This window comes from Streptomyces sp. NPDC051662 (genome assembly GCF_040681655.1).
Lineage (GTDB): Bacteria > Actinomycetota > Actinomycetes > Streptomycetales > Streptomycetaceae > Streptomyces.
Window position 1 is genome coordinate 313456 of the sequence record NZ_JBFAZD010000002.1, and the last position, 23599, is coordinate 337054.

Sequence of the window (23599 nt, forward strand, 5' to 3'; positions counted from 1 at the left end):
TCCCCTGCCTCCCTGCGCCGCTACGCCTGGCGGCGTGCGGCGATCGCCTCGTACACCATTCCTACGAGCAGATCATCAGCGTCCCGACGGCCGAACTCGGAGGCCGCGCGGGACATCTCGTACAGCCGGTGCGGATCGGCGAGCACCGGGAGCACATGGCTCTGGACCCACTCGGGGGTCAGTTCGGCGTCGTCGACCAGCAGTCCACCGCCGGCCTTCACCACCGGCTGGGCGTTGAGCCGCTGTTCACCGTTGCCGATCGGCAGCGGTACATAGGCGGCCGGCAGTCCGACGGCGGAGAGTTCGGCGACGGTCATCGCGCCCGCGCGGCAGAGCATCATGTCGGCCGCGGCGTACGCGAGGTCCATCCGGTCCACATACGGTACCGGGATATAAGGCGGCATTCCGGGCATGTTGTCCACGCGCGGCATTTCATTCTTCGGACCGACCGCGTGCAGGATCTGGATTCCGGAGCGCTGGAGCACCGGCGCGATCTGCTGGATCACCTCGTTGAGCCGGCGCGCGCCCTGGGAGCCGCCGGAGACGAGCAGCGTCGGCAGATTGGGGTCGAGCCCGAACGCCGCGCGCGCCTCGGGGCGAACCCGGGCCCGGTCGAGGGTGGCGATGGTGCGGCGCAGCGGGATGCCGATGTAGCGGGCGCCGCGCAGCTTGCTGTCCGGGGTGGAGACGGCCACACCGGCCGCGTACCGCGAACCGATCTTGTTGGCCAGCCCGGGCCTGGCGTTGGCCTCATGGACGATGATCGGCACTCCGAGCCGTTTGGCGGCCAGATAGCCGGGCAGCGCGACATAGCCGCCGAAGCCGACCACACAGTCCGCCTTGGTCCGCTCCAGGATCTGCTCGGCGGCCTTGATCGTGCCGCGCAGCCGCCCGGGGACGGTGATCAGTTCGGGCGTGGGTTTGCGCGGCAGCGGTACGGCGGGGATCAGCCCCAGTTCGTACCCCCGCTCCGGTACGAGCCTGGTCTCCAGTCCGCGCTCCGTGCCGAGGGCCGTGATCCCCACGGTGGGGTCCTGCCTGCGCAGGGCGTCCGCGAGGGCGAGCGCGGGCTCGATGTGGCCGGCGGTCCCCCCACCGGCGAGTACGACATGCACCGAAATTCACCGCTCTCCGGACGGACGCTTCTTGACGCGCCGTCTCATCGTCTTCCATCTCACCCCGGGCCGTCGCATGGCCAGGGCCGCTTTCGCGGCGGGATCCTCTCGCGCGAACGCGATCAGCAGCCCGATAGCGAACATGGTCGGCAGCAGGGCCGACCCTCCGTAGGAGAACAGCGGGAGCGGGACTCCGGCGATCGGCAGCAGGCCGAGCACCGCACCAATGTTGATCACGGCCTGCACCGTGATCCAGGTGGTCACACCTCCCGCGGCGTACCTCACGAAGGGATCCTCCGTGCGTCCGGCCACGCGGATACCCGCATAGCCTAGAGCCGCGAACAGTGCGAGTACCGACAGCGTCCCCGCCAGACCCAGTTCCTCCCCGGTGATGGCGAAAATGAAGTCGGTGTGCGGTTCGGGCAGTTGACCCCACTTTTCCACACTCGCGCCGAGGCCGGAACCGAACCATCCGCCGGACGCCAGCGCGTAGATCCCGTGGACCGCCTGCCAGCACTCCCCGTCCGGGCCCAGATCGATCGCGCCGACGCAGGAGAACCGCGACAGCCTGTTCTCGCTGGTCTTGATCAGCGCGAAGCTGATCACCCCGGCGACCGCCAGCACACCGGCGAAGAGCCGGGTGGGGGCGCCCGCCAGCCAGAGCAGTCCGAAGAGGATCGCCGTGAGAATGATCGCGGTCCCCATGTCGCCGCCGAGCATGATCAGTCCGAGCAGCATCAGGGCGACCGGTACGAACGGCACCAGCAGATGTTTCCACTGGGTCAATAGCCGCTTGTCGTGTTTACGGGCAAGCAGATCAGCACCCCAGAGGATCAGCGCCAACTTGCCGAACTCGCTGGGCTGGAGCTGGAACGGGCCGCCCAGATAGATCCAGTTCTGGTTGCCGTTGACGGACCGCCCTATCCCCGGGACTTGGACGAGCACCATCAGAAAGACCGTCCCGACCAGGACCGGGTACGAGAGCGCGCGGTTGAGCTTGATCGGCATCCGGGAGGCGAGCAGCAGCAGTCCGGCGCCGAGGACCACCGCGAGGAACTGCTTGCGGAAGAAGTACGTGGAGGGCAGCGACAGCTGGAGCGCGTAGATCATCGACGCGGAGTACACCATCACCAGACCGAGCACGGTGATCAGCAGACCGCTGCCGAGGATCAGGTAGTACGCGGTGAGCGGCCGGTCCCAGGCACGGCGCATCCGCTCGAAGAAGCGCCGGGGGCCGCCGCGCGGCCGGCGGGGGGCGCCGCTCCTGCCGCCTCCGCGCCGGGCGGTGGGCGGTTGCCCTACGGCGGCTCCGCCCGCCCGGCCGCGCAGCACAAGCCCGGTCAGACGCCCCGCGCGGGCGTCCGCACCGGCGTGCGCGCTCTCCTCGGGGGTGTTCACACCACCTGGCGCCCCCGCGAGAGCGGGGGCGCCCGGAAATGCCTCCAGGTAGCCCCAGCCGCGCCGGACAGGCCCCGGCGCGGGCCGCGGATCTCGGTCCCCGGTGTCGTCGGCCGGCATCGTCGCTGTCCCCTCCAGTCGTGCCTGGCGCGGCTGGCGCGGGTGGTCAGTGGGCTGCGGCCTGCTGCTGCGACACCGGGTCAGGCGTGCTCGGCGGCGAGGGCGTGTACCGCGTCCGCGAACGCCTCGCCCCGCTTGTTGTAGTTGACGAACATGTCCATCGAGGCGCAGGCCGGGGCCATCAGAACCGTGTCCCCCGGCTGCGCGAGCCGTGCCGCTTCGCGGACCGCGGCCGACATCGCCCCAGTGTCGGTCCGGTCGAGGTCCACGACCGGGACTTCGGGGGCGTGTCGCGCGAGGGCTTCCCGGATGAGCGCCCGGTCCTTGCCGATCAGGACCACACCGCGCAGCCGCTTCGCGGACGCCCCGACGAGTTCGTCGAAGGTCGCGCCCTTGGCGAGACCGCCCGCGATCCAGACGATCGGGTCGTACGCGGCGAGCGATGCCTCGGCGGCATGGGTGTTGGTGGCCTTGGAGTCGTCGATGTACGTGACGCCCGCGACCTCCGCGACGCGCTCGATCCGGTGCGGGTCGGGGCGGAAGGCGCGCAGTCCGTCACGTACGGCGGCCGGCTCGACACCGTACGCGCGCGCCAGCGCGGCGGCGGCGAGCGCGTTGGCGATGTTGTGCGGGACGGGCGGGTTGACGTCGGAGACGTGGGCGAGCTCCTGGGCCTGCTCCCGGCGGTTCTCGACGAAGGCGCGGTCGACCAGGATGCCGTCCACGACGCCGAGTTGGGACGGTCCGGGGGTGCCGAGGGTGAAGCCGATCGCGCGGCAGCCCTCCTCAACGTCGGCCGCGCGCACCAGGTCCTCGGTGGCCGGGTCGGCCACGTTGTAGACACAGGCGACGCTGTTGCCCTCGTAGATCCGGCCCTTGTCGGCGGCGTACGCCGCCATGGAGCCGTGCCAGTCCAGATGGTCGGGCGCGAGGTTGAGCACGGCGCCTGAGTGGGCGCGCGGACTCGGCGCCCAGTGCAGCTGGTAGCTGGACAGCTCCACGGCGAGTACGTCGTAGGTCTCCTCGCCGGTGACCGCGTCCAGCAGCGAGACGCCGATATTGCCGACGGCGGCCGTACGCAGCCCCGCGGCGGCCAGGATCGAGGCGAGCATCCTGACCGTCGTCGTCTTGCCGTTGGTGCCGGTGACGGCGAGCCAGGGGGCCGCGCCGGGCTCGCGCAGCCGCCAGGCCAGCTCGACATCGCCCCAGATCTCCACCCCGGCCGCCTCGGCGGCCAGGAAGAGCGGCTTGTCCGGCTTCCAGCCGGGGGCCGTGACGACGAGTTCGGTGGCCTCGGGCAGCGTCGCCCCGTCGCCGAGGCGGACGGTGACGCCCAGCTTCTCCAACTCGGCGGCCTGGGCGCGGGCCCGCTCGTCATCGCCGTCGTTGACGACGGTGACCTCCGCGCCCAGTCCGTGCAGCACCCGGGCCGCCGGGATCCCGGAGACCCCGAGACCCGCGACGGTGACCCGCTTGCCCTGCCAGTTCACTTCTCGGCCGCCCACCCTGCGTAGAAGAGCCCCAGACCCACAATGACGCACATGCCCTGAATGATCCAGAACCGGACCACCACAAGGACTTCGGACCACCCCTTGAGTTCGAAGTGGTGCTGGAGTGGCGCCATCCGGAAGACGCGCTTGCCGGTCATCTTGAACGAACCGACCTGGATGACCACGGACATGGTGATCATCACGAAGAGGCCGCCGAGGATGGCCATCAGGAACTCCGTACGGGAGCAGATCGCCAGCCCCGCGAGCGCGCCGCCGAGCGCGAGCGAACCGGTGTCCCCCATGAAGATCTTGGCCGGTGAGGTGTTCCACCACAGGAAGCCGAAGCAGGAGCCCATCAGCGCCGAGGCGACGACCGCGAGGTCCAGCGGATCCCGTACCTCGAAACAGGCGTTGGGGTTGGTCAGGGTCGTCGCGTTGGCACAGGACTCCTGGAACTGCCACAGACCGATGAAGGTGTACGCGCCGAAGACCATCACCGAGGCGCCGGTGGCGAGACCGTCGAGACCGTCCGTCAGGTTCACACCGTTGGACATCGCGAGAATCATGAACAGCGCCCAGACCACGAACAGCACCGGGCCGATCGACCAGCCGAAGTCCGTGACGAACGACAGCTTGGTGGAGGCGGGGGTGTTGCCGCGGTAGTCGGCGAACTGGAGCGACAGCACCGCGAAGGCGATACCGACGATCAGCTGGCCGGCCATCTTCGCCTTGGCCCGCAGGCCGAGCGACCGCTGCTTCACGATCTTGATGTAGTCGTCGAGGAACCCGACGAGCCCCATCCCGGCCATCAGGAACAGCACCAGCACACCCGAGAAGGTCGGGTCCTCACCGGTGATCACCTTCGCCAGGGCGTACGCGATGAGCGTGGCCAGGATGAAGGCGATGCCGCCCATGGTGGGCGTGCCCTTCTTGCTGCCGTGCGTGCGCGGGCCGTCGTCCCGGATGAACTGCCCGTATCCCTTGCGGGCCAGGAGCTTGATCAGCAGCGGGGTGCCGATCAGGGTCAGGAAGAGCCCGATGGCTCCCGCGAAGAGGATCTGCCTCATCGGCCGGCGACCTCGCCCTCGGTGGCGTTCTCAAGCAGTGCCAGGGCGACTCGCTCGAGACCGACCGACCTCGAAGCCTTCACCAGCACGACGTCTCCCGGACGCAGTTCACTGCGCAACAGGTCGACCGCCGCCTGCGCGTCGGACACGTGCACCGACTCCTCACCCCACGAACCCTCGTTGTAAGCGCCCAATTGCAGCCAGGACGCTTCCCTGCCCCCGACTGCCACGAGCTTGCTGACGTTGAGCCGGACGGCGAGCCGTCCGACCGCGTCGTGCTCGGCGAGCGATTCGTCACCCAGCTCGGCCATCAAGCCGAGCACCGCCCACGTGCGGCCCCCCGTGGCCCGTGAGGCACCACCCATGGCGACCAGCGCGCGGAGCGCCGCTCTCATGGATTCGGGGTTCGCGTTGTAGGCGTCGTTGACGATCGTCACGCCGTCCGAGCGCTCGGTGACCTCCATACGCCAGCGGGAGAGGGTTCCCGCCTCGGAGAGCGCCACGGCGATCTCGTCGACGGACATGCCCAACTCATGGGCGACGGCGGCCGCGGCGAGCGCGTTCGACACGTGGTGCTCACCGTACAGCCGCAGCGTCACGTCGCTGCACCCGGAGGGTGTTCGAAGCCGGAAAGCGGGCTGTCCGGTCTCGGTGAGGCGGACGTTCTCTGCCCGTACGTCTGCTTCGTCTGACTCTCCGAACAGAACGGTACGGGCCTTGGTGCGGGTGACCATCGCGCGGACGAGCGGGTCGTCGGCGTTGAGCACCGCCACCCCGCCATCGGCCGCGGACGGCAGGGACTCGACCATCTCCCCCTTGGCCTGGGCGATCTGCTCCCGGCCGCCGAACTCGCCGATGTGGGCGGTGCCGACGTTCAGCACGAGGCCGATCCGGGGCGGGACGAGTCCGGTGAGGTAGCGGATGTCGCCGATGTAGCGCGCGCCCATTTCGAGCACGAGGTAGCGGGTGTCCTCGACGGCCCGCAGGGCGGTCACCGGCAGGCCGATCTCATTGTTGAGATTGCCCTCCGGCCAGATCGTGGGCCCGCTGCGCTGGAGCAGCTGGGCGATGAGGTCCTTGGTGCTGGTCTTGCCGGCCGAGCCGGTCAGCGCGACGGTGGTGGCGCCGAGGCGCTCCACGACGGTACGGGCGAGGGCGCCGAGGGCGCGTACGACGTCGTCCACGACGATCGCGGGCACACCGACGGGGCGGGTGGCCAGTACGGCCACCGCGCCCGCCTCGACGGCACCCCGCGCGTAGTCGTGGCCGTCGACGCGCTCTCCGGCGAAGGCGGCGAACAGGCTGCCGGTCTCCACCGCGCGGGAGTCGTAGACGACGGATCCGGTGACACGGACGGCCGGATCCGGTATGTCGTGCGGCTGCCCGCCGACGATGGCGGCGATCTCGGCGAGAGAGAGGGCGATCACTGGGTCATCCCTGACTGTTGTTCTCGTGACGGTGCTCATGGCCGGGCTCACGGCCCGGCCGATGGCGGAGGGAGCGCTCGATGGCCTCGCGCAGGACCTGACGGTCGTCGAAGGCGCGTACCACCCCGGCGATGTCCTGGCCCTGCTCATGGCCCTTGCCGGCGACCAGTACGGTGTCGTCGTCCTGGGCCAGGGCCACCGCGGCGGCGATGGCGGAGGCCCGGTCGGCGTCGACCAGGACATCCCCGCGCTCGTGGACCGGCACCTCCGCGGCGCCCGCGAGCATGGCGGCGAGGATCGCGAGCGGGTCCTCGCCACGCGGGTTGTCGGAGGTCAGTACGGCGGTGTCGGCGAGCCGGGCCGCCGCCGCGCCCATCGGGCCGCGCTTGTTCTTGTCGCGGTCGCCGCCGCAGCCGAGGACGATATGCACCTTGCCCTTGGTGACCTTGCGCAGGGAGCGCAGGACCGATTCGACGGCGTCCGTCTTGTGGGCGTAGTCGACGACGGCGAGATACGGCTGGCCCGCCTCCACCCGCTCCAGCCGGCCCGGCACCCCGGGCACGGCGGCGATCCCGTCGGCGGCGGTGTGCGGGTCGATCCCGGCGACGGCGAGGGTGACGATCGCGGCCAGGGTGTTGGCGACATTGAACGGTCCCGGCAGCGGAGCCTCGGCCCGTACCCGCTCGCCCTTGGGGCCGATCGCGGTGAAGGTGGAGCCGTGCGAGCCGACCTCGACGTCCTCGGCGCGCCAGTCGGCGTCCGGGTGGCCCTCCGCGGAGAAGGTGGTGACCGGGACGGTCGCCTCCGCGACGAGCCGGCGGCCGTACTCGTCGTCGAAGTTCACGACGCCGGTCTTGCTGCGCTCCGGGGTGAAGAGCCGCGCCTTCGCCTGGAAGTAGTCCTCCATGCCGGAGTGGAACTCCATGTGCTCCGGGCTGAGGTTGTTGAAGACGGCGACATCGAACACACAGCCGTCGACCCGGCCGAGCACCAGAGCGTGGCTGGAGACCTCCATCGCGACGGATTCGACGCCGCGCTCGCGCATGACGGCGAAGAGCGCCTGGAGGTCGGTGGCCTCGGGGGTGGTGCGCTCCGACTTGATGCGCTCGTCGCCTATGCGCGTCTCGACGGTGCCGATCAGGCCGGTACGGTGGCCGGCGCCGCGCAGTCCGCCCTCGATGAGATACGCCGTGGTGGTCTTGCCCGAGGTGCCGGTGATCCCGATCTGGAGCAGCTCCCGGCCGGGGTGCCCGTAGATCTCGGCGGCGAGCTGACCCATACGGCCGCGCGGGTCCTGGACGATCAGGACCGGCAGGCCGGTGGCCGCGGCGCGCTCGGCGCCCGCCGGGTCCGTCAGGATCGCGGCGGCCCCGAGGTCGGCGGCCTGGGCGGCGAAGTCGGCGCCGTGGAAGCGGGCGCCGGGGAGGGCGGCGTACACGTCCCCTGGGCGTACGGCCCGTGAGTCGTGGGTGATGCCGGTCGCTTCCCCGGGGCCCCTCACCTCCCCCGGGTCCGGTGCCTCGGCGCCCAGCCGGGCCGCCAGCTCCGCGAGGGAGGTCGGGCGTACCCGGTCCGGACGGGGCGTCCCCGGATGGTTCACAGGGGCGTCCTTCGGGGTGGTTCGGTACTGATCAGCTTGTGGCACGGCGGTGAGCGTACCGGGCTCCGCGGGCCGTGAGCCACGTGAGGGGGACTGGTGCGCGGGGGGTTCCGGGTGGTTCCCGGAATCGGGGGTGATGGTTGTCACTGGGGCTTTCCCTGGGGTCACTCGCCGGGTTTGAAGGTGACCGGCAGCCGGGCGGGTTTACTGCCGGTCGGTTCGACCTGCAGGGTCTTGAGAGCGAACTCCATGACCTTCTTGTAGATGGGGCCGCAGATCTGTCCGCCGAAGTAGCTGCCCTTGGTGGGGTTCTGAATGGCGCAGTAGACGGTGATCTGCGGGTCGTCGGCGGGCGCGAAGCCGGCGAAGGAGGCGGTGTAGCCCTTGTAGACGCCGAGCTTCGGGTCGACCCGGTTGGCCGTACCCGTCTTGCCCGCGACGCGGTAGCCGGGGATGGCGGCCTTGGTGCCGGTCCCCTCCTCGTTGCCGACGACCGACTCCAGCATGGTGGCGACCGTCTTGGCGGTCCGCTCGCTCACCACGCGGGTCTTCTTGGGCGCGGGGGCGGCGGTGAAGCGGCCGTCGGGGCCCTGCGTGCCACGGATCAGGGTGGGTTCGATCCGTACGCCGTCGTTGGCGATGGTCGAGTAGACCGAGGCGGCCTGCATCGCGTTGAGGGAGAGGCCCTGGCCGAAGGGGATCGTGTACTGCTGCGAGGTGGACCAGTCCTGCGGCTCGGCCAGGATGCCCTGGGTCTCGCCGGGATAGCCGAGACCGGTGGGCCGGCCGATCCCGAACTTGCTCAGATAGGAGTGGAGGACCTTGTTGGCCTCCGGTTGTGTCCTGCCGAGCTGGCCGGTGGCCAGGATGGTGCCGATATTGCTGGACTTGGCGAGGACGCCGTTGAGGGTGAGGTTCCAGGTGGGGTGGTCGATGTCGTCCTTGAAGAGCCGGTCCCCGCGGTGCAGCCGGTTCGGGACGACCACATGGGTGGCGGGGGTGGCGGCCTTCTCCTCCAGTACGGCGGCCATCGACATGACCTTGCTGGTGGAGCCGGGTTCGTAGACGTCCTGGAGGGCCGCGTTGCCCATGGCGGCGGCGTTGGCCGCGGAGACGTCGTTGGGGTCGAAGCCGGGGGCGTTGGCCATGGCGAGCACTTCGCCCGTCCGGGTGTTCTGGACCACCACATAGCCGCGGTCCGCCTTGGACTCCTTCACCTGGTCGGTGATGGCCTGCTGGGCGGCCCACTGGATGTCCCGGTCGATGGTCAGCTCGATGTCGGAGCCGGGCACGGCGGGGGTCTCATGGGAGCTGGCGGTGGGGACGCGGCGGCCTCCCGACTGGGCGTAGGTGACCTTTCCGTCCTCGCCGGCCAGCTGCTTGTCCAGCATGGATTCGACACCGCCCGCGCCGCGGCCCGCGGCGTTGACGTACCCCAGTATCCCGGCGGCGAGATCGCCGTTGGGGTACACGCGCTTGCTGCTGGCCTCCTGGAGCACGCCCGACAGCACACTGACGACGGTGGCCTTCCCCTTGGCGGCCCTGCTCGCCTTGCTCGCCTTCTCGGCGAGTACGCGCTTGAGGTCCTTGATCTGGTTCCAGACCTGCGGGGTCTGGCGCCGCGCCAGCACGGTGTAGCGGGGGGAGTCGGGGTTCCTGAGCTTCTTCACGATGTCGGCGCTCTGCGCCCCCAGGATCGGGGCGAGCAGCGCGGCGGCCTGTTCCGGGGCGTCCGGGACCTTGGTGAAGTCGGCGGTGAACATCGACGGGTCGGCGGTGATGTCGTACGCGTCGACGCTGGTGGCGAGGGCGATCCCGGAGCGGTCGGTGATCTTCCCGCGCTCGGCCGCGATCGTGTGGCTGAGATAGCGGCTCTTCTCCGCCTTGGCGGCGTACGCGCTGGCGTCGATCGCCTGCACCTGGAGGAGCCGGACGACGAACGCCAGCATGACGAGGGTCAGTCCGAGGCTGACCAGCCGCAGCCGTGGGCGGGGGCTGGTCAGTCTGATCTGCCGCGAGGAACGGGACCCGGGCGGCGGGCGGCGCACGGCGGGCCGGGACGCGGGGCGGGACCGTCCGTCGTTCCCGGAGCGCGCGGGCTTGGGCACCCGGCGGCGCGGGGGTTCCTGGGAGGGCACTGGGTCACCTGCCGGGGGTCGTCGGGGCCGGCGTGCCGGATGCCGGTGCGGGGACCCGCTCGGGGGTCTCGCGCGCGGTGCTGGTGAGGGAGGGGAACGGAGACGGGTACGGGGACGCCGTGGCGGAGGACGCGGGGGACAGCGGCGTAACCGCCGAGGGCGGGGCCTCCTCCATGGGGGAGGGCCGTCCCTGCGACTGGGCGGACGGCTGGCCGGAGGGCGACGCCCCGGCGCCTGGTACGCCGCGGACCGTACCGTCCGGATTGAGGAAGGCGGGGCTGCCGCCGGGCACCATGCCCAGCTCACGGGCCCGCCGCTCCAGGGCGTTCGGCGCGGAGCGGTCGTCCACGTCCCGTTGCAGGGCCTGCTCCTCGTCGGTGAGGTCGGTCGTCCGCTTCTTGAGTTCGCTCAGCTGGAACGAGCCCTCGTTGAGGGAGGAGTTCAGCAGCAGCAGGGTGATCAGACCCCCGCCGAGGAGCAGCACGACCAGCAGGACGAAGGGGGTGCGCGCCGCCGAACTGGATCCGGAGGGCATCAGCTGGGCGAGCCGCGCGGCCCGCCCCCTCAACTGCTTGGCCGGTCCGCTCACAGAGCGTCCTCCCGGATCCGCTGCGCCCCCCGCAGCCGCGCCGGAGCCGCGCGGCGGTTCTCCGCGATCTCTTCCTCGGAGGGGAGTTCGGCGCCTCGGGTGAGGAGCCTCAGCCGGGGCTGATAGCGCTCGGGTACGACGGGCAGGCCGGGCGGCGCGGTGTTGGTGGCCCCGGCCGCGAAGACCTGCTTGACGAGGCGGTCCTCCAGCGAGTGGTACGAGAGGACGGCGATCCGGCCGCCGACGGCGAGGGATGTCACGGCGGCCGGGATGGCCCGCTCCAGGACGGACAGTTCGCCGTTGACCTCGATACGCAGGGCCTGGAAGGTGCGCTTGGCGGGGTTGCCGCCGGTGCGCTTGGCGGCCTGCGGGAGGGCGTCGCGGATCAGCTCGACCAGCCGGGCGCTGTGCGAGAAGGGCTCCTTCTCGCGCTCCCTGACCACCGCGGAGACGATCCGCTTGGCCTGCTTCTCCTCGCCGTAGGCGCGCAGGATCCGGACCAGCTCGCCCGGCGGGTAGGTGTTGAGGACCTCGGCGGCGCTGACGCCTGACGACTGGTCCATGCGCATGTCGAGGGGGGAGTCCTGGGCGTAGGCGAAACCGCGCTCCGCCTCGTCCAGTTGCATCGAGGAGACGCCGAGGTCGAAGAGCACGCCCTGGACGCGGGGGATCCCCAGCCGGGCGAGCACGTCGGGCAGTTCGTCGTAGACCGCGTGGACGAGGGTGGCGCGGTGGCCGAACGGGGCGAGGCGTTCGCCGGAGAGCCGCAGTGCCTCCTGGTCGCGGTCGAGCGCGACCAGCCGTGCGGCGGGGAAGGTGGAGAGCAGTGCCTCGCTGTGTCCGCCGAGACCGAGGGTGCAGTCGACGACGACCGCGCCGGGCTCGGCGAGGGCGGGGGCCAGCAGGTCGAGGCACCGCTGGAGCATCACGGGAACATGCCGGACCTGATTCACACGGACCCCTCGCGGCGGGCGCGCCCCTCACGCAGGCCGTCGGCCTGTGGGGTGCGGGGGGCGTCCGTACGGCGTTCCGCGGGCGCGCGGCTCTCCATGATTCGCTCGCTGCGCTCGCTCATGCGCCCTCTCAGATCCGGCGCGGCCGTACGTACCGCCGGGTCCCCGCCCGCTCAGAAGGGGAGGTGGTCCGCCGGCGCCGGAAGAGGCGTCGGCCGACCGCCGAGCGGGAGGAGGCCGAGCCGCACGTACGCCGCGACATGCGGGAATATTGTGGTGGGTTCGGAATGTGTTCGGGATGTGTCCGTGAACTTCGCGTCACTTTAGTCCACTCGCCCTTCCGGTCAATCAACCGGTCAGCGCGTCGCGAGGGTCACTCACCACAAGACCATAAACAGCACAATTCACCCTCCTGGCCCCGCCGGACTCACCCATGTGGGTTAGCTCACACCGGGCCACGTTGACGTTCTTTGTCCCCTCCCACAGCAGGCTTCACGGCGCGGCGACGACTACCGTCATAGGTATGTCGACTTCCGCACACCTCCCCGCAGAGCCCGTCCCGGCTCCCGCCGGCGCGGCCCGCACCGGCGGGACGGTCACCGACCGGCTCATCGACGCCAACCTCCTCTACGCCGCCGGGTTCGACGACCCCGGCATGGACGCCCGCCCCGTACTGCGGGTCGCCGTGGTCGCCTGCATGGACGCCAGGCTCGACCTGCACGACGCGCTCGGGCTCTCCCTGGGCGACTGCCACACCATCCGCAACGCGGGCGGCGTCGTCACCGACGACGTCATCCGCTCCCTGACCATCAGCCAGCGGGCGCTGGGCACGCGCAGCGTCGTACTGATCCATCACACCGGCTGCGGCCTGGAAAGCCTGACCGAGGAGTTCCGGCACGAGCTGGAGATGGAAGTAGGGCAGCGGCCCGCCTGGGCCGTCGAGGCCTTCCGTGATGTCGATCAGGACGTACGGCAGTCGATGCGGCGAATCAGGACCTCACCCTTCCTGCCGCACACCGACGACGTCCGCGGCTTCGTCTTCGACGTGAAGACGGGCCTGCTGCGGGAGATCGACACCGACGCCTGAGCGCCACCGTCGGACAAGTCATCGTGAGATAACCAGCAAACCCGACATATCGCACCCACTTATCCACAGGCGGATGACACGAAGCGGTAACGGCAACAACAATGCGTGTGGGACACCGTTCCGGAGCCATCCGGAAACGGTGTCCGTGTTTCGGGGTGGGCCGGGCCGTCTGATGAGCATCGGCCCGAGGAAAGGGCCGAGGAGGGCCGGGTGACGACCTATGACGATCGAGCGAGCCTCACAGATCTGACCACCACAGCGGAGCGGGTGCGCGCGTCGGTGGAGGGTGTGATCGAGGGCAAGCCGGAGGTCGTACGGCTTTCGCTGACCGTGCTGCTCGCCGAGGGGCATCTTCTGATCGAGGATGTCCCCGGCGTGGGCAAGACCATGCTGGCCAAAGCGCTCGCGCGCTCCATCGACTGTTCGGTGCGGCGTATTCAGTTCACCCCCGACCTGCTGCCTTCGGATATCACCGGAGTGTCGATCTTCGACCAGCAGCGGCGGGACTTCGAGTTCAAACCGGGCGCGATCTTCGCCCAGATCGTGATCGGCGACGAGATCAACCGCGCCTCGCCCAAGACCCAGTCGGCGCTGCTGGAGTCCATGGAGGAGCGCCAGGTCACCATCGACGGGCAGACCTATGAACTGCCCGACCCCTTCATGGTGGTGGCCACCCAGAACCCGGTGGAGATGGAGGGGACGTATCCCCTGCCCGAGGCACAGCGCGACCGCTTCATGGCCCGGGTCTCGATCGGCTATCCGAGCGCGGAGGCCGAGTTGCAGATGCTGGACGTGCACGGCGGGATATCCCCGCTGGACGACCTCCAGCCGGTGGCGCACGCGCACGACATCGTGAAGCTGATCGACGCGGTGCGTACGGTCCATGTCGCCGAGGCCGTGCGGCGGTACGCGGTCGAGCTGGTCGGGGCGACCCGTAACCACCCCGACCTCAGACTCGGCGCCTCGCCCCGGGCGACGCTCCATCTGCTGCGCGCCGCGAAGGCCGCGGCGGCGCTGAGCGGACGGGACTACGCGCTGCCGGACGATGTGCAGTCCCTGGCGACGGCGGTGCTCGCGCACCGGCTGCTGCCCACGGCCCAGGCGCAGCTGAACCGCCGTACCGCCGAGCAGGTCGTGCTGGAGATCCTGCAGCGCGTCCCGGTGCCGACGGCGGGCGGTGGCCAGGGCCCCGGGCGCCAGGCGCCGGGCGCCGGACCGCTCTACGGCCAGCAGCCCGGCGTACGGCGCCTGTGATGGCACCCGGGGGGCCGGTGGCCGAGAGCGGCGAGGAGAAGGGCGGGCCGCGGGCCGCGCTGTCCGGACTGACCACGCGCGGCCGGTCGTTCCTCGCGGCCGGGATCGCGGCGGCCGTCTGCGCCTATGTCCTGGGCCAGTCGGATCTGCTGCGCGTGGGGCTTCTGCTCGCCGTGCTGCCGCTGCTCTGCGTGGCGGTCCTCTACCGCACGCGCTACCGGGTCGCGGGCAGCCGGCGGCTGTCGCCCTCCCGGGTCCCCGCGGGCTCCGAGGCGCGGGTGCAGCTGCGGATGGACAACGTCACGCGGATGCCCACCGGGCTGCTGATGCTCCAGGACCATGTGCCGTACGTGCTCGGCCCGCGCCCCCGGTTCGTGCTCGACCGGGTCGAGCCGGGCGGTCGCCGCGAGGTGTCGTACCGGGTGCGCTCCGATCTGCGCGGGCGGTATCCGCTCGGACCGCTCCAGCTGCGGCTGAGCGACCCCTTCGGGATGTGCGAGCTGACCCGCTCGTTCAGCGCGTACGACACCCTGACGGTCGTCCCGCGCACCGAACCGCTGCCACCGGTACGGCTCGGGGGCGAGGCGTCGGGATACGGCGAGGGGCGGCAGCGCTCGCTGTCGCTGGCCGGCGAGGACGATGTGATCCCCCGCGGCTACCGGCACGGCGACGATCTGCGCCGGGTGCACTGGCGCTCCACGGCCCGCTACGGCGAACTGATGGTGCGCCGTGAGGAGCAGCCGCAGCGGGCCAGATGCACGGTGCTGCTGGACACCCGGCGAACCGCCTACCAGGGCGCCGGCCCCGACTCCGCCTTCGAATGGGCGGTCTCGGGCGCGGCCTCCGCCCTGGTGCATCTGCTCGAACGCGGCTTCGCGGTACGGCTGTTGACGGACACCGGCAGCTCGATGCCCGGCGAGGGCGCCGACGGCTTCGCGGGGGCGACCCAGGAGTCCGCCGACTCCGCCGGACTCATGATGGACACCCTCGCGGTGGTCGAGCACTCCGACAGCGCGGACCTCTCCCCCGCGTACGCGGTCCTGCGCGGCGGCACCGAAGGACTGCTGGTCGCGTTCTTCGGCGATCTGGACGAGGCACAGACGGCGGTGGCGGCCCGAATGCGGCAGCGCAGCGCCGTGGCCATCGCCTTCGTACTGAACAGCACCGGCTGGACGCAGGGCGCCGGACCCGCCGGACCCGTCGAGGACCGGCTGCGGCAGCTGCGCGAGGCCGGGTGGACGGCGCTCGCCGTGCCCTCGGGGGCCGCGCTGCCCGAGCTGTGGCAGCAGGCCGCGCGGCAGCGATCGGAGTCGGCCGTCACGGGCGGCACGACAGGCTTCTCCGGAGGATGGTCATGAGCGGTAGCGGAAGGCTGGCGCTGTGCGCTTTCGCCGCCACGCTGATGGCGGCGGGCGCACTGCTGCCGCTGGTCCAGTCGGCCGTCTGGCTGCTGCACGCCGGGATCATGCTGGCGGTCGTCGGCGGGCTCGGCGCGCTGACCCGGCGGGTGCCGCTGGCCCGGCCCCTGACGGTGGCGCTCCAGGGCCTCGCCGCCCTGCTGATGCTCACGGTGGTCTTCGCCCCGGACCAGGCGCTGCTCGGCATCGTGCCGACCCCCGAGGTGTTCGCGCAGTTCGGCCGGCTGCTCACCGAAGGCGGCGACGACGTCGGGCGGTACGCGATACCGGCGCCCGCGACCGACGGCATCAGACTGATGCTGATCGGCGGTGTGCTGATCATCGGACTCGCGGTGGACGCGATCGCGGTGACCTTCCGCGGCGCGGCCCCGGCGGGTCTGCCGCTGCTGGCGCTCTACTCGGTCGCGGCGGGGCTCTCCGGCGGCGCCGGGGGCTGGCTGTGGTTCCTGCTCGCGGCCGGCGGCTACCTCCTGCTGCTCCTGGCGGAGGGCCGGGACCGGCTGTCGCAGTGGGGCCGAGTGTTCGGTGGGGCGCCGCGTGCGCCGGGCCGGTTCTCGTCCGGCTCCGACGCCTCGGGCGGGCGCGCCCCGGTCCGTACCGGACGCCGGATCGGTGTGGTGGCGCTGGGTGTCGCGCTGGTGGTCCCGGCGGCCCTGCCCGCGCTGGACGGCGGCCTGCTGGCCGGTACCGGCGCCGGGAACGGCTCGGGGGTGGGCGGCGGAGGCACGATCTCCGCGGTCAACCCGCTGGTCTCGCTCCAGGACAATCTGAACCAGCCGGAGGACCGCGAGGCGCTGCGTTACCGGACGAACGCGCCTGACACCCAGAACATGTATCTGCGGATCATGGCGCTGGACAAGTTCGACGGCACGTCCTGGCGGTTCTCGCAGCGCAAGGTCGAGGACGTGCCCGACCGGCTGCCCGGCTCCCCCGGGCTGGGCCCCGGGGTCAGCACGACCGAGATCAGGACCAATATCTCCGCCGCCGGCTGGTACCGGCAGAACTATCTGCCGATGCCCTACCCGGCGACCCAGGTGGACATCGAGGGGCGCTGGCGCTTCGAGCCCGCGGGCAGGACGCTGGTGGGCGACCGCGGGCAGTCGACGCGCGGCGCGCGGTACGAGGTCGCCAGCCTGCTGGTGAACCCGACCCGGGAGCAGCTCGCCGCGGCGCCGCCTGCGCCGTCGTCCCTGCGCCGTGAGTACACCGAGGTCCCGGCGATCCTGCCGGACGTGGTGAAGGCGACGGCGCTCGATGTCACCGAGGGCGCGGCCAACGACTACGAGAGGGCCGTCAGGCTCCAGGACTGGTTCGCGCTGGACGGCGGCTTCACGTACAACACCGAGGTGGACTCGGGCACCGGCGTCACGGCGATCACGCGGTTCCTCAGGAACAAGGAAGGCTTCTGCGTCCACTTCTCCTTCGCGATGGCGGCGATGGCCCGCACGCTGGGCATCCCCGCGAGGGTCGCGGTGGGCTTCACACCGGGCACCCAGCAGCCGGACGGCAGCATGTCCGTGGGGCTGCGTGACGCGCACGCCTGGCCCGAGCTCTATTTCGAGGGCGTCGGGTGGACCCGGTTCGAGCCGACGCCGAGCCGGGGCAGCGCGCCCGACTACACCCGCGAGGACGTGCCGTCGGACGGGCCGAGTGACGTGGCCCGTCCGGACACAAGCGCCTCGGCCGCCCCGTCCGCGGAGCCGTCCGCCTCGGACAGCTGCCAGGCGCAGGCGGCCCAGCCGGGCGAGTGCGGACCGGTCACTCCCGGCGCCGCCCTGCCGCCGACGGACTCGGGGTTCCCCCTGAAGACCGTGGCGTGGATCGTCCTGGGCGGGCTGGCTGTGGTGGCGCTGCCACTGCTGCCGCTGCTCTGGCGGACCAGAATCCGGGCCCGGCGGCTCGGCTCCGGCGGGCGCTCCCCGGCGGACGCGACGGCGCGGACGCTGATGGCCTGGCGGGAGATCACCGATACGGCCTGGGACCACGGGGTCCCGCCCGACGAATCACGGACGCCGCGGAAGGCGGCGGAGCGCATCGTGCGACTGGGCCGGCTGGAGGGAGCGGCGGCCGAGGCGGTGCACCGCGTGGCCGGTTCCGTGGAGCAGGTGCTGTACGCGCCCGAGCCACGGCCGGGTACGGGCCTCGCCGACGATGCCCGGCGGGTCCGGGAGGGGCTGGGAGCCTCGGTCGGCCGCTGGACCCGGCTGCGCGCACTCCTCGCGCCGCGCTCGTCCGTACGGGTGGTCTGGGCCGCGTCGGAGCGCTGGACGTCCCTGACGGCCCGCTGGAGCCCTCAGCGGCTCTCGGCGGCCACCAGAGCGGTCACCACGCGCTGGCGCCCCTCGCGTCAGCGGGGCTGAGCCGTAGCGCCGCCCACACGGCCCCACGGCGCCGAAGAGGACGCCGTGGGGCCGTGCGGGCCGCTTCGGGAGCCGTACGGGCCGCGCGTACGGGAAACGCGTACGGGAAAGGGCTGAGGGGCGTGGGCCCGGCCCGGGAAACGGCTGAGGGGCGAACGCCTCTGCGTTCGCCCCTCAGTCGTACCGTTCAACGACCCTGATCGTCTCACTGGCCCTGTTCGTCGCGGCGGCGTTGCCACCGCTGCTCGATGCGGTTCATCATTGAGCGGCGCTGTCTCGATTGTGCGGGCGCGGGGCCGCCGGATGCGCTGCCCGCCGCCTGCTGCTGACCTGGTTTGGGCGCTTTGCGCCAGCCGGTGACCGCCAGGACCGCACATCCCAGCATGACGAGGAACCCCACCACGCTGATCCAGATCTGCTGGGCGACCATTCCGGCCATGAGGAGCGCGATACCCACCAGGAAGCCTGCGACCGCCTGGTAGACCCGTCGCCGGGTGTACGTACGCAGCCCGCTTCCCTCAAGCGCTGTCGCGAACTTGGGATCTTCGGCGTACAGCGCTCGCTCCATTTGCTCGAGCATTCGCTGCTCGTGCTCCGAGAGCGGCACGGAGTCCTCCTAGTCGTCGGTCGCGGGGGGCGACCGGTATGCGGCTCCTTCAAGGATAGGCAGGGAATCGCCCCCGTGAAACCCGCCCTCAACGCCAATTCGCCATTCCGGGCCGCCATGTCGACTCGGCCGCTGAGGCGTTGATTCCCCAACCGTCGATCCGTCATGCCGGATGTCGTACCCCGATCATACGGCGCTCCGGGCCCCACTGGGGGGCCTGTGGCGTACTCCATGTACCGCTGCGTTGCTGATCAGCAAGGCGATCAGCGTCCCGGAGGTGCTCCGAAGGGGCTCCGGACGGCCCAGGACGGCTCCGGGACGGCCGGGAGAAGGCTCGGAGAAGACCCCGGAACGGCTCGGGGAAGGGATGGAGAAGACCCCGGAACGGCCCGGAGAAGACTCGGGGAAGACTCCGTGACCAGGGGGCGCGTCAGTCCCGCTTCTCGCCCAGGACATGCAGCTGAGTGGCGATGGAGTGGAAGGCGGGCAGCTCGGCCGCCGCCGCTTCCAGCTGGAGCAGCGCGTCCAGGGCGCCCGGCTGGGTGTCCACCAGCCCGCCGGGGACCAGATCCGCGAAGACCCGTACACCGTGCACGGCGCTGACCCGGAGGCCGGCTCCGGCGGCCAGCTCCGTCAGCTGCTCGGCGGTGAAGCGCCGGGGCACCGGGTCGCCCTGCCCCCAGCGGCCCGCCGGGTCGGTGAGCGCCTGCCTGGCCTCGGTGAAGTGCCCGGCGAGCGCCCTGGCGAGCACGGCGCCGCCGAGACCCGCGGCGAGCAGGCTGAGCGCCCCGGCCGGGCGCAGGGCGTCCACGGCATTCCGCACGTCCTCCGCCGGATCGTCCACGTACTCCAGGACGCCATGGCAGAGCACCGCGTCGAAGCCGCCGCGGTCGACCACGTCGAAGAGACCGTGGATGTCCCCCTGCACCCCGCGGACCCGCTCGGCCACCCCGGCCTCGGCCGCCCGGCGCTCAAGCGCGAAGAGCGCGTTCGGACTGGGGTCCACCACGGTCACGCGATGCCCCAGACGGGCGACGGGCACCGCGAAGCTGCCCGTACCCCCTCCGGTGTCGAGCACGTCCAGAACGTCACTCCCGGCCGCCTTGGCGCGGCGGCCGAGGGCGTCCTTCAGGACCTCCCACACCACGGCGGTACGCAGGGAGCCGCGGGGGCGGGAGGGCGTCTCCCCACCGGTAACAGGGGAACGGTCCGACACGGCAGTTGACTCCTCGGCGCGGTGCCGCCCTTGGCGGCAGGGCGTGAACGGTGCGGGCTCCGCCCACCCTATTGCCTCGGCCGCACGTCCTGGTCACCCAGCGGCATCGCCCTGCCGGGGGTGTTCGGCACGGGGCTGGGGCAGCACCGGATCGAGCACGAGCAGCCGCTCGACCAGGCGCAGGAACATGCCGGCGTCGCGCAGCAGATCGTCCGCGTCACGACCGGTGGCCGCGCCGGGTATGCCCGCCTCGGCGCGCGCCCTGCGCGGGGCGCCCGAGGCGAAGAGGGCGCTCCACTCCGACAGCTCGGGGGCTATCTCGGGCAGGACCTCCCAGGCGCTCCTGATACGACGCCGCCGCTGCGGGGTGGTCTCCGGGCGGCCACGGGCGGCGAGCACCGCGGCGGCGGTCCGCAGGGCGGCGAGATGGGCGGTGGCGTAGCGCTCGTTCGGAGCGTCCAGCGCGGCGGCCTCCCCCAGGCCCGTACGCGCCTGGGCGAGGAGATCGAGGGCCGCGGGCGGGGCCGTGGCCCTGCGCGGGACGGGGTGGACATCGCTCGGCGGACCGGTCAGGGCGGGGGCAGGGCCGTCTGTACGGCGCCGACGTGCGGCACCGGCGTAGGAGCTGGCCATGACGGAACCTCCTGTCGTCGTGTGACGGTGCTGTAGCCGTATGTGTCCATAGTGAGGGGCACCACTGACAATCGGCGCTGACCTGCGACTTTGCCTCGCACAACGGTTCGGGGTAGCTTTTGAACTGACCAGTCAGTACAAAGAAATCGAGGCACCCGTGGCGAGCCGGAAACGCGTGGACAGCGAGGAACGCGTGGACAGCCGACAGGACGGCCCGCACGGCGCCGCCGTCATCGCCGAGGACTTCGGACTCAAGGGCGCGCGCGGCTGGGCGTTCCGCCATGTCCGCGTCGACGCCGCGCCCGGCACGGTCGTCGCGATCGAGGGCCCCTCGGGCTCGGGGCGCACCTGTCTGCTGCTCGCGCTCACCGGCCGGATGCGCCCCACCGAGGGCCGCGCCGAGATCGCCGGCCTGCCCCTGCCCCGCGCCATGGCGGCCGTACGCCGTATCAGCGGCCTCGGCCATGTCCCGGGCGTCAGCGATCTCGATCCGGCGCTGACCGTCGCCGAGCATCTGCGCGAACGCGCGCTGCTCCAGCGCCGGTTCGGCGGATCCCCGTGGGCCCTACGACCCCGCGCCCAGCGGGCGGCCGAGGCCCGGGGCCGTATCGATGCCGCGCTGACGGCCGCCGGGCTCGACATATCCGCCCTGCCGAAGGGCGAGCGCACGTCGGTGCGCGATCTGGAACGGCTGGAGGCGCTGCGTCTGTCGGTCGCCCTCGCGCTGATCGGCCGGCCCCGGCTACTGGCGGTGGACGATCTGGACCTCAAGCTCTCCGACGCCGACCGCGCGGAGGCCTGGCGGCTGCTGCGGTCCGTCGCCGAGGACGGCACGACCGTGGCCGCGGTATGCGGCCAGGCCCCCGAACCCCCCGGAACCCCCGGAGCCGCCGGAGCCCCCGAAAACGCGGACACCGTCATCCGGGGCGGCGGGCCGGCCACCGTCATCATCCGTACGAACGAGGAGGGAGCGGCCGATGCGCTCGCCGAAACTGGCCGCGCTTGAGCTGACGCGGTTCGGCAGGGGAAAGCTGCCGCGCGCCGCGCTCGTCGCGATCCTGCTGCTGCCGCTGCTGTACGGCGCGCTGTATCTGTGGTCGTTCTGGGATCCGTACGGACGGCTCGACCGGCTCCCCGTCGCACTCGTCAACGACGACAAGGGCGCCACCGCCGCGGGCCGGAAGATCACGGCCGGTGACGAGATCACCCGGGGCCTGCGCGACAGCAAGGTCTTCGCCTGGCACGAGGTGAGCGCGGCCGAGGCGCGCGAAGGCGTGGAGGACGGTTCGTACTATCTCTCGCTGACCATGCCGGCCGACCTCAGCGAGCGGATCGCGTCCAGTTCCGGTGACGCCCCCGAGACCGGTGCGCTCCAGGTGCGTACGAACGACGCGAACAACTACATCGTCGGGCAGATCTCCAGGACCGTGTTCTCCGAGGTGCGGACCGCCGCCTCGACCAACGCCTCCCGCTCCTTCCTCGACCGGATCTTCATCTCCTTCTCCGACATCCATGACGCCACCGCGCGGGCCGCCAAGGGCGCCGACGAGCTCAAGGGCGGTATCGGAAAGGCCCAGAAGGGTTCGAAGGACCTCGTGGACGGGCTGAGGACCGCCAAGGAGGGCAGCGGTGACCTGGCGGGCGGGCTGAAGAAGCTCGGTACGGGCGCGAGTGATCTGGACACCGGCGCCCAACAGGTCGCCGCCGGAACCCAGTCGCTCGCCGACAAGATCAACGCGATGGCCGGGACCGTCCGTCCGTACCTCAAGGACAACGGGAGGACGATCGGTGATTCGGCCCGGCTCGTGGCGGACTCCGCCCAGTCGATACGGGACAACCTCGGGCTGCTCGTGAAGGCCGCGCCCAGCGCCGCGACAGAGGCCCGCCGGGCCTCCGACGAGCTGAACTCCCTCTACACGGAACGCTGCGAGAACGCTCCGGCGGCCCCCGACCCCGACCCCGCCCCCAGCGCCGCCGCCGGCGGTACGGACGCCGACGCCTGCCCGCCCCTCAAGCGCGCCAGGGCCGCCGCCGCGGACGTGGCCGCCGTCGCCGATGACGCCAACACCCTGGTGAAGAACAGCAGCGGCGCCCTGAAGGAGCTGGACGGCCGGCTCGCCACCCTCCAGAAGCAGGCGAAGGCGCTCGCCGAGCACGCGCCGAAGCTGGACGAGGACCTGGAGACCGCCGTCACGAAGATCAACGCTCTCAACAGCGGCGCCCGGAAGGTCGCCGAGGGAGCGGGCCGGCTGCACACCGGACTGACCGATGCCAAGAAGGGCTCCGCGAGCCTCGACTCCGGTGTCGGCAAGCTCGGTACCGGCGCGAACACCCTCGACGGCGGACTCTTCAAGCTCACCGACGGATCGACCGAGCTGGCAGAAGGGCTCAACGAGGGCGTCGGAAAGATCCCCGACTACGACAAGACCGACCGGGACCGGCGGACGGAAGTGATGGCCGACCCCGTCCAGCTCGCCTCGCGCTCGCTGCACGCCGCGCCCAACTACGGCACCGGCTTCGCCCCGTACTTCATCCCGCTCTCCCTCTGGGTCGGCGCGATGGTGGCGTACATGCTCATCCAGCCGCTGAACCGGCGCGCGCTGGCCGCCGGCGCCTCGGCCTGGCGTATCGCGCTCGCGGGCTGGCTGCCGGTCGCCGCGATCGGACTGCTCCAGGTCGGCGCGCTGATCTCCGTACTGCACTGGGCCGTCGGCCTGGAGATGGCGCGCGCCGCCGGAACGGTCGGCTTCCTGGCGCTGGTCACCTGCTGCTTCACCGCGATCGTCCAGTGGCTCAACGCCCGCTTCGGACCCGCGGGCCGGATCCTCGTGCTCGCCCTGCTGATGCTCCAGCTGACCTCGGCGGGCGGCACCTATCCCGTCCAGACCAGTCCGGGCTTCTTCGGCGCCATCCACCCGTTCCTGCCGATGAGTTACGTGGTCGACGCGTTGCGCCGACTCATCTCGGGCGGCGGGCTCGGCCCCGTATGGCAGGCCTGTGCCGTGCTCGCCGCCTTCACCGCGGGCGCGCTGGCGCTGACCGCCCTGTCGGCGCGGCGCAAGCAGGTGTGGACGCTCGACCGGCTCCACCCCGAGCTGAGTCTGTGAGCACGGGGCGACCTGTGACA

19 protein-coding genes are annotated in these 23599 nt (G+C 71.5%); 6 read left to right on the forward strand and 13 right to left on the reverse strand.

All coding sequences use genetic code 11. From position 1 onward, the window contains the following. Positions 1-20: 20 nt before the first annotated feature. From murG to AB0M67_RS04140, 10 genes are all read right to left on the reverse strand, one after another. On the reverse strand, positions 21-1115 hold the full coding sequence (murG, locus tag AB0M67_RS04095) for an undecaprenyldiphospho-muramoylpentapeptide beta-N-acetylglucosaminyltransferase (RefSeq protein WP_030353511.1): 1095 nt from the start codon (positions 1113-1115) through the stop codon (positions 21-23). A gap of 6 nt (positions 1116-1121) precedes the next feature. Continuing rightward, positions 1122-2633, reverse strand: coding sequence for a putative lipid II flippase FtsW (gene ftsW / locus AB0M67_RS04100; RefSeq protein WP_365742360.1), 1512 nt, complete (start codon positions 2631-2633; stop codon positions 1122-1124). Between the two features lie 80 nt (positions 2634-2713). After that, positions 2714-4138 carry a UDP-N-acetylmuramoyl-L-alanine--D-glutamate ligase gene (gene murD, locus AB0M67_RS04105; protein WP_365742362.1) on the reverse strand — a complete coding sequence of 475 codons (1425 nt, stop codon included), beginning with the start codon at positions 4136-4138 and terminating at the stop codon, positions 2714-2716. Then, positions 4120-5190 carry a phospho-N-acetylmuramoyl-pentapeptide-transferase gene (mraY, locus tag AB0M67_RS04110; protein ID WP_030353508.1) on the reverse strand — a complete coding sequence of 357 codons (1071 nt, stop codon included), beginning with the start codon at positions 5188-5190 and terminating at the stop codon, positions 4120-4122. Before mraY ends, murD begins: the two co-directional genes overlap by 19 nt. Beyond that, complete coding sequence (murF, locus tag AB0M67_RS04115) at positions 5187-6617, reverse strand: UDP-N-acetylmuramoyl-tripeptide--D-alanyl-D-alanine ligase (RefSeq protein ID WP_365742365.1); 1431 nt, start codon at positions 6615-6617, stop codon at positions 5187-5189. The genes mraY and murF overlap by 4 nt, the downstream gene beginning before the upstream one ends. A 4-nt stretch (positions 6618-6621) precedes the next feature. Beyond that, positions 6622-8217 (reverse strand): UDP-N-acetylmuramoyl-L-alanyl-D-glutamate--2,6-diaminopimelate ligase, encoded by a 1596-nt coding sequence (locus AB0M67_RS04120; RefSeq protein WP_365742858.1) that lies wholly within the window; start codon positions 8215-8217, stop codon positions 6622-6624. 164 nt (positions 8218-8381) lie between these two features. Beyond that, positions 8382-10355: a penicillin-binding protein 2 gene (locus tag AB0M67_RS04125; protein ID WP_365742367.1), complete on the reverse strand. Its 1974-nt coding sequence runs from the start codon at positions 10353-10355 to the stop codon at positions 8382-8384. 4 nt (positions 10356-10359) lie between these two features. After that, positions 10360-10944 (reverse strand): hypothetical protein, encoded by a 585-nt coding sequence (locus AB0M67_RS04130; RefSeq protein WP_365742369.1) that lies wholly within the window; start codon positions 10942-10944, stop codon positions 10360-10362. Beyond that, the gene (rsmH, locus tag AB0M67_RS04135) at positions 10941-11897 is read right to left on the reverse strand and encodes a 16S rRNA (cytosine(1402)-N(4))-methyltransferase RsmH (RefSeq protein WP_365742371.1); all 957 of its coding nucleotides are present in this window, start codon (positions 11895-11897) and stop codon (positions 10941-10943) included. Before rsmH ends, AB0M67_RS04130 begins: the two co-directional genes overlap by 4 nt. Continuing rightward, the gene (locus AB0M67_RS04140) at positions 11894-12019 is read right to left on the reverse strand and encodes a hypothetical protein (RefSeq protein WP_365742373.1); all 126 of its coding nucleotides are present in this window, start codon (positions 12017-12019) and stop codon (positions 11894-11896) included. Before AB0M67_RS04140 ends, rsmH begins: the two co-directional genes overlap by 4 nt. A 401-nt stretch (positions 12020-12420) precedes the next feature. Between AB0M67_RS04140 and AB0M67_RS04145 the strand changes: the two genes are divergently transcribed. From AB0M67_RS04145 to AB0M67_RS04160, 4 genes are all read left to right on the forward strand, one after another. After that, a complete protein-coding gene (locus AB0M67_RS04145; RefSeq protein ID WP_365742375.1) occupies positions 12421-12984 on the forward strand; it encodes a carbonic anhydrase in 564 nt (187 codons plus the stop codon). A 210-nt stretch (positions 12985-13194) separates the two neighbouring features. Then, complete coding sequence (locus AB0M67_RS04150) at positions 13195-14238, forward strand: MoxR family ATPase (RefSeq protein ID WP_365742377.1); 1044 nt, start codon at positions 13195-13197, stop codon at positions 14236-14238. Continuing rightward, positions 14238-15596, forward strand: a complete 1359-nt coding sequence (locus tag AB0M67_RS04155) for a DUF58 domain-containing protein (RefSeq protein WP_365742379.1) — start codon at positions 14238-14240, stop codon at positions 15594-15596. The genes AB0M67_RS04150 and AB0M67_RS04155 overlap by 1 nt, the downstream gene beginning before the upstream one ends. Continuing rightward, positions 15593-18016: a DUF3488 and transglutaminase-like domain-containing protein gene (locus tag AB0M67_RS04160; RefSeq protein WP_365742381.1), complete on the forward strand. Its 2424-nt coding sequence runs from the start codon at positions 15593-15595 to the stop codon at positions 18014-18016. The genes AB0M67_RS04155 and AB0M67_RS04160 overlap by 4 nt, the downstream gene beginning before the upstream one ends. 205 nt (positions 18017-18221) lie before the next feature. On the opposite strand, the gene AB0M67_RS04165 is transcribed toward AB0M67_RS04160, so the two are convergent. From AB0M67_RS04165 to AB0M67_RS04175, 3 genes are all read right to left on the reverse strand, one after another. Next, positions 18222-18623 (reverse strand): DUF3040 domain-containing protein, encoded by a 402-nt coding sequence (locus AB0M67_RS04165; RefSeq protein WP_365742383.1) that lies wholly within the window; start codon positions 18621-18623, stop codon positions 18222-18224. Positions 18624-19053: 430 nt separating this feature from the next. Then, complete coding sequence (locus AB0M67_RS04170) at positions 19054-19839, reverse strand: methyltransferase (protein WP_365742385.1); 786 nt, start codon at positions 19837-19839, stop codon at positions 19054-19056. A 93-nt stretch (positions 19840-19932) separates the two neighbouring features. Next, entirely contained in the window at positions 19933-20472 is a 540-nt protein-coding gene (locus AB0M67_RS04175; RefSeq protein WP_365742387.1) for an SAV_6107 family HEPN domain-containing protein, read from the reverse strand. A gap of 193 nt (positions 20473-20665) precedes the next feature. Here AB0M67_RS04175 and AB0M67_RS04180 point away from each other — a divergent pair, with 193 nt between their 5' ends. Further along, entirely contained in the window at positions 20666-21478 is an 813-nt protein-coding gene (locus tag AB0M67_RS04180) for an ATP-binding cassette domain-containing protein (protein ID WP_365742389.1), read from the forward strand. Next, a complete protein-coding gene (locus AB0M67_RS04185) occupies positions 21450-23579 on the forward strand; it encodes a YhgE/Pip domain-containing protein (protein WP_365742391.1) in 2130 nt (709 codons plus the stop codon). The genes AB0M67_RS04180 and AB0M67_RS04185 overlap by 29 nt, the downstream gene beginning before the upstream one ends. Positions 23580-23599: the final 20 nt, after the last annotated feature.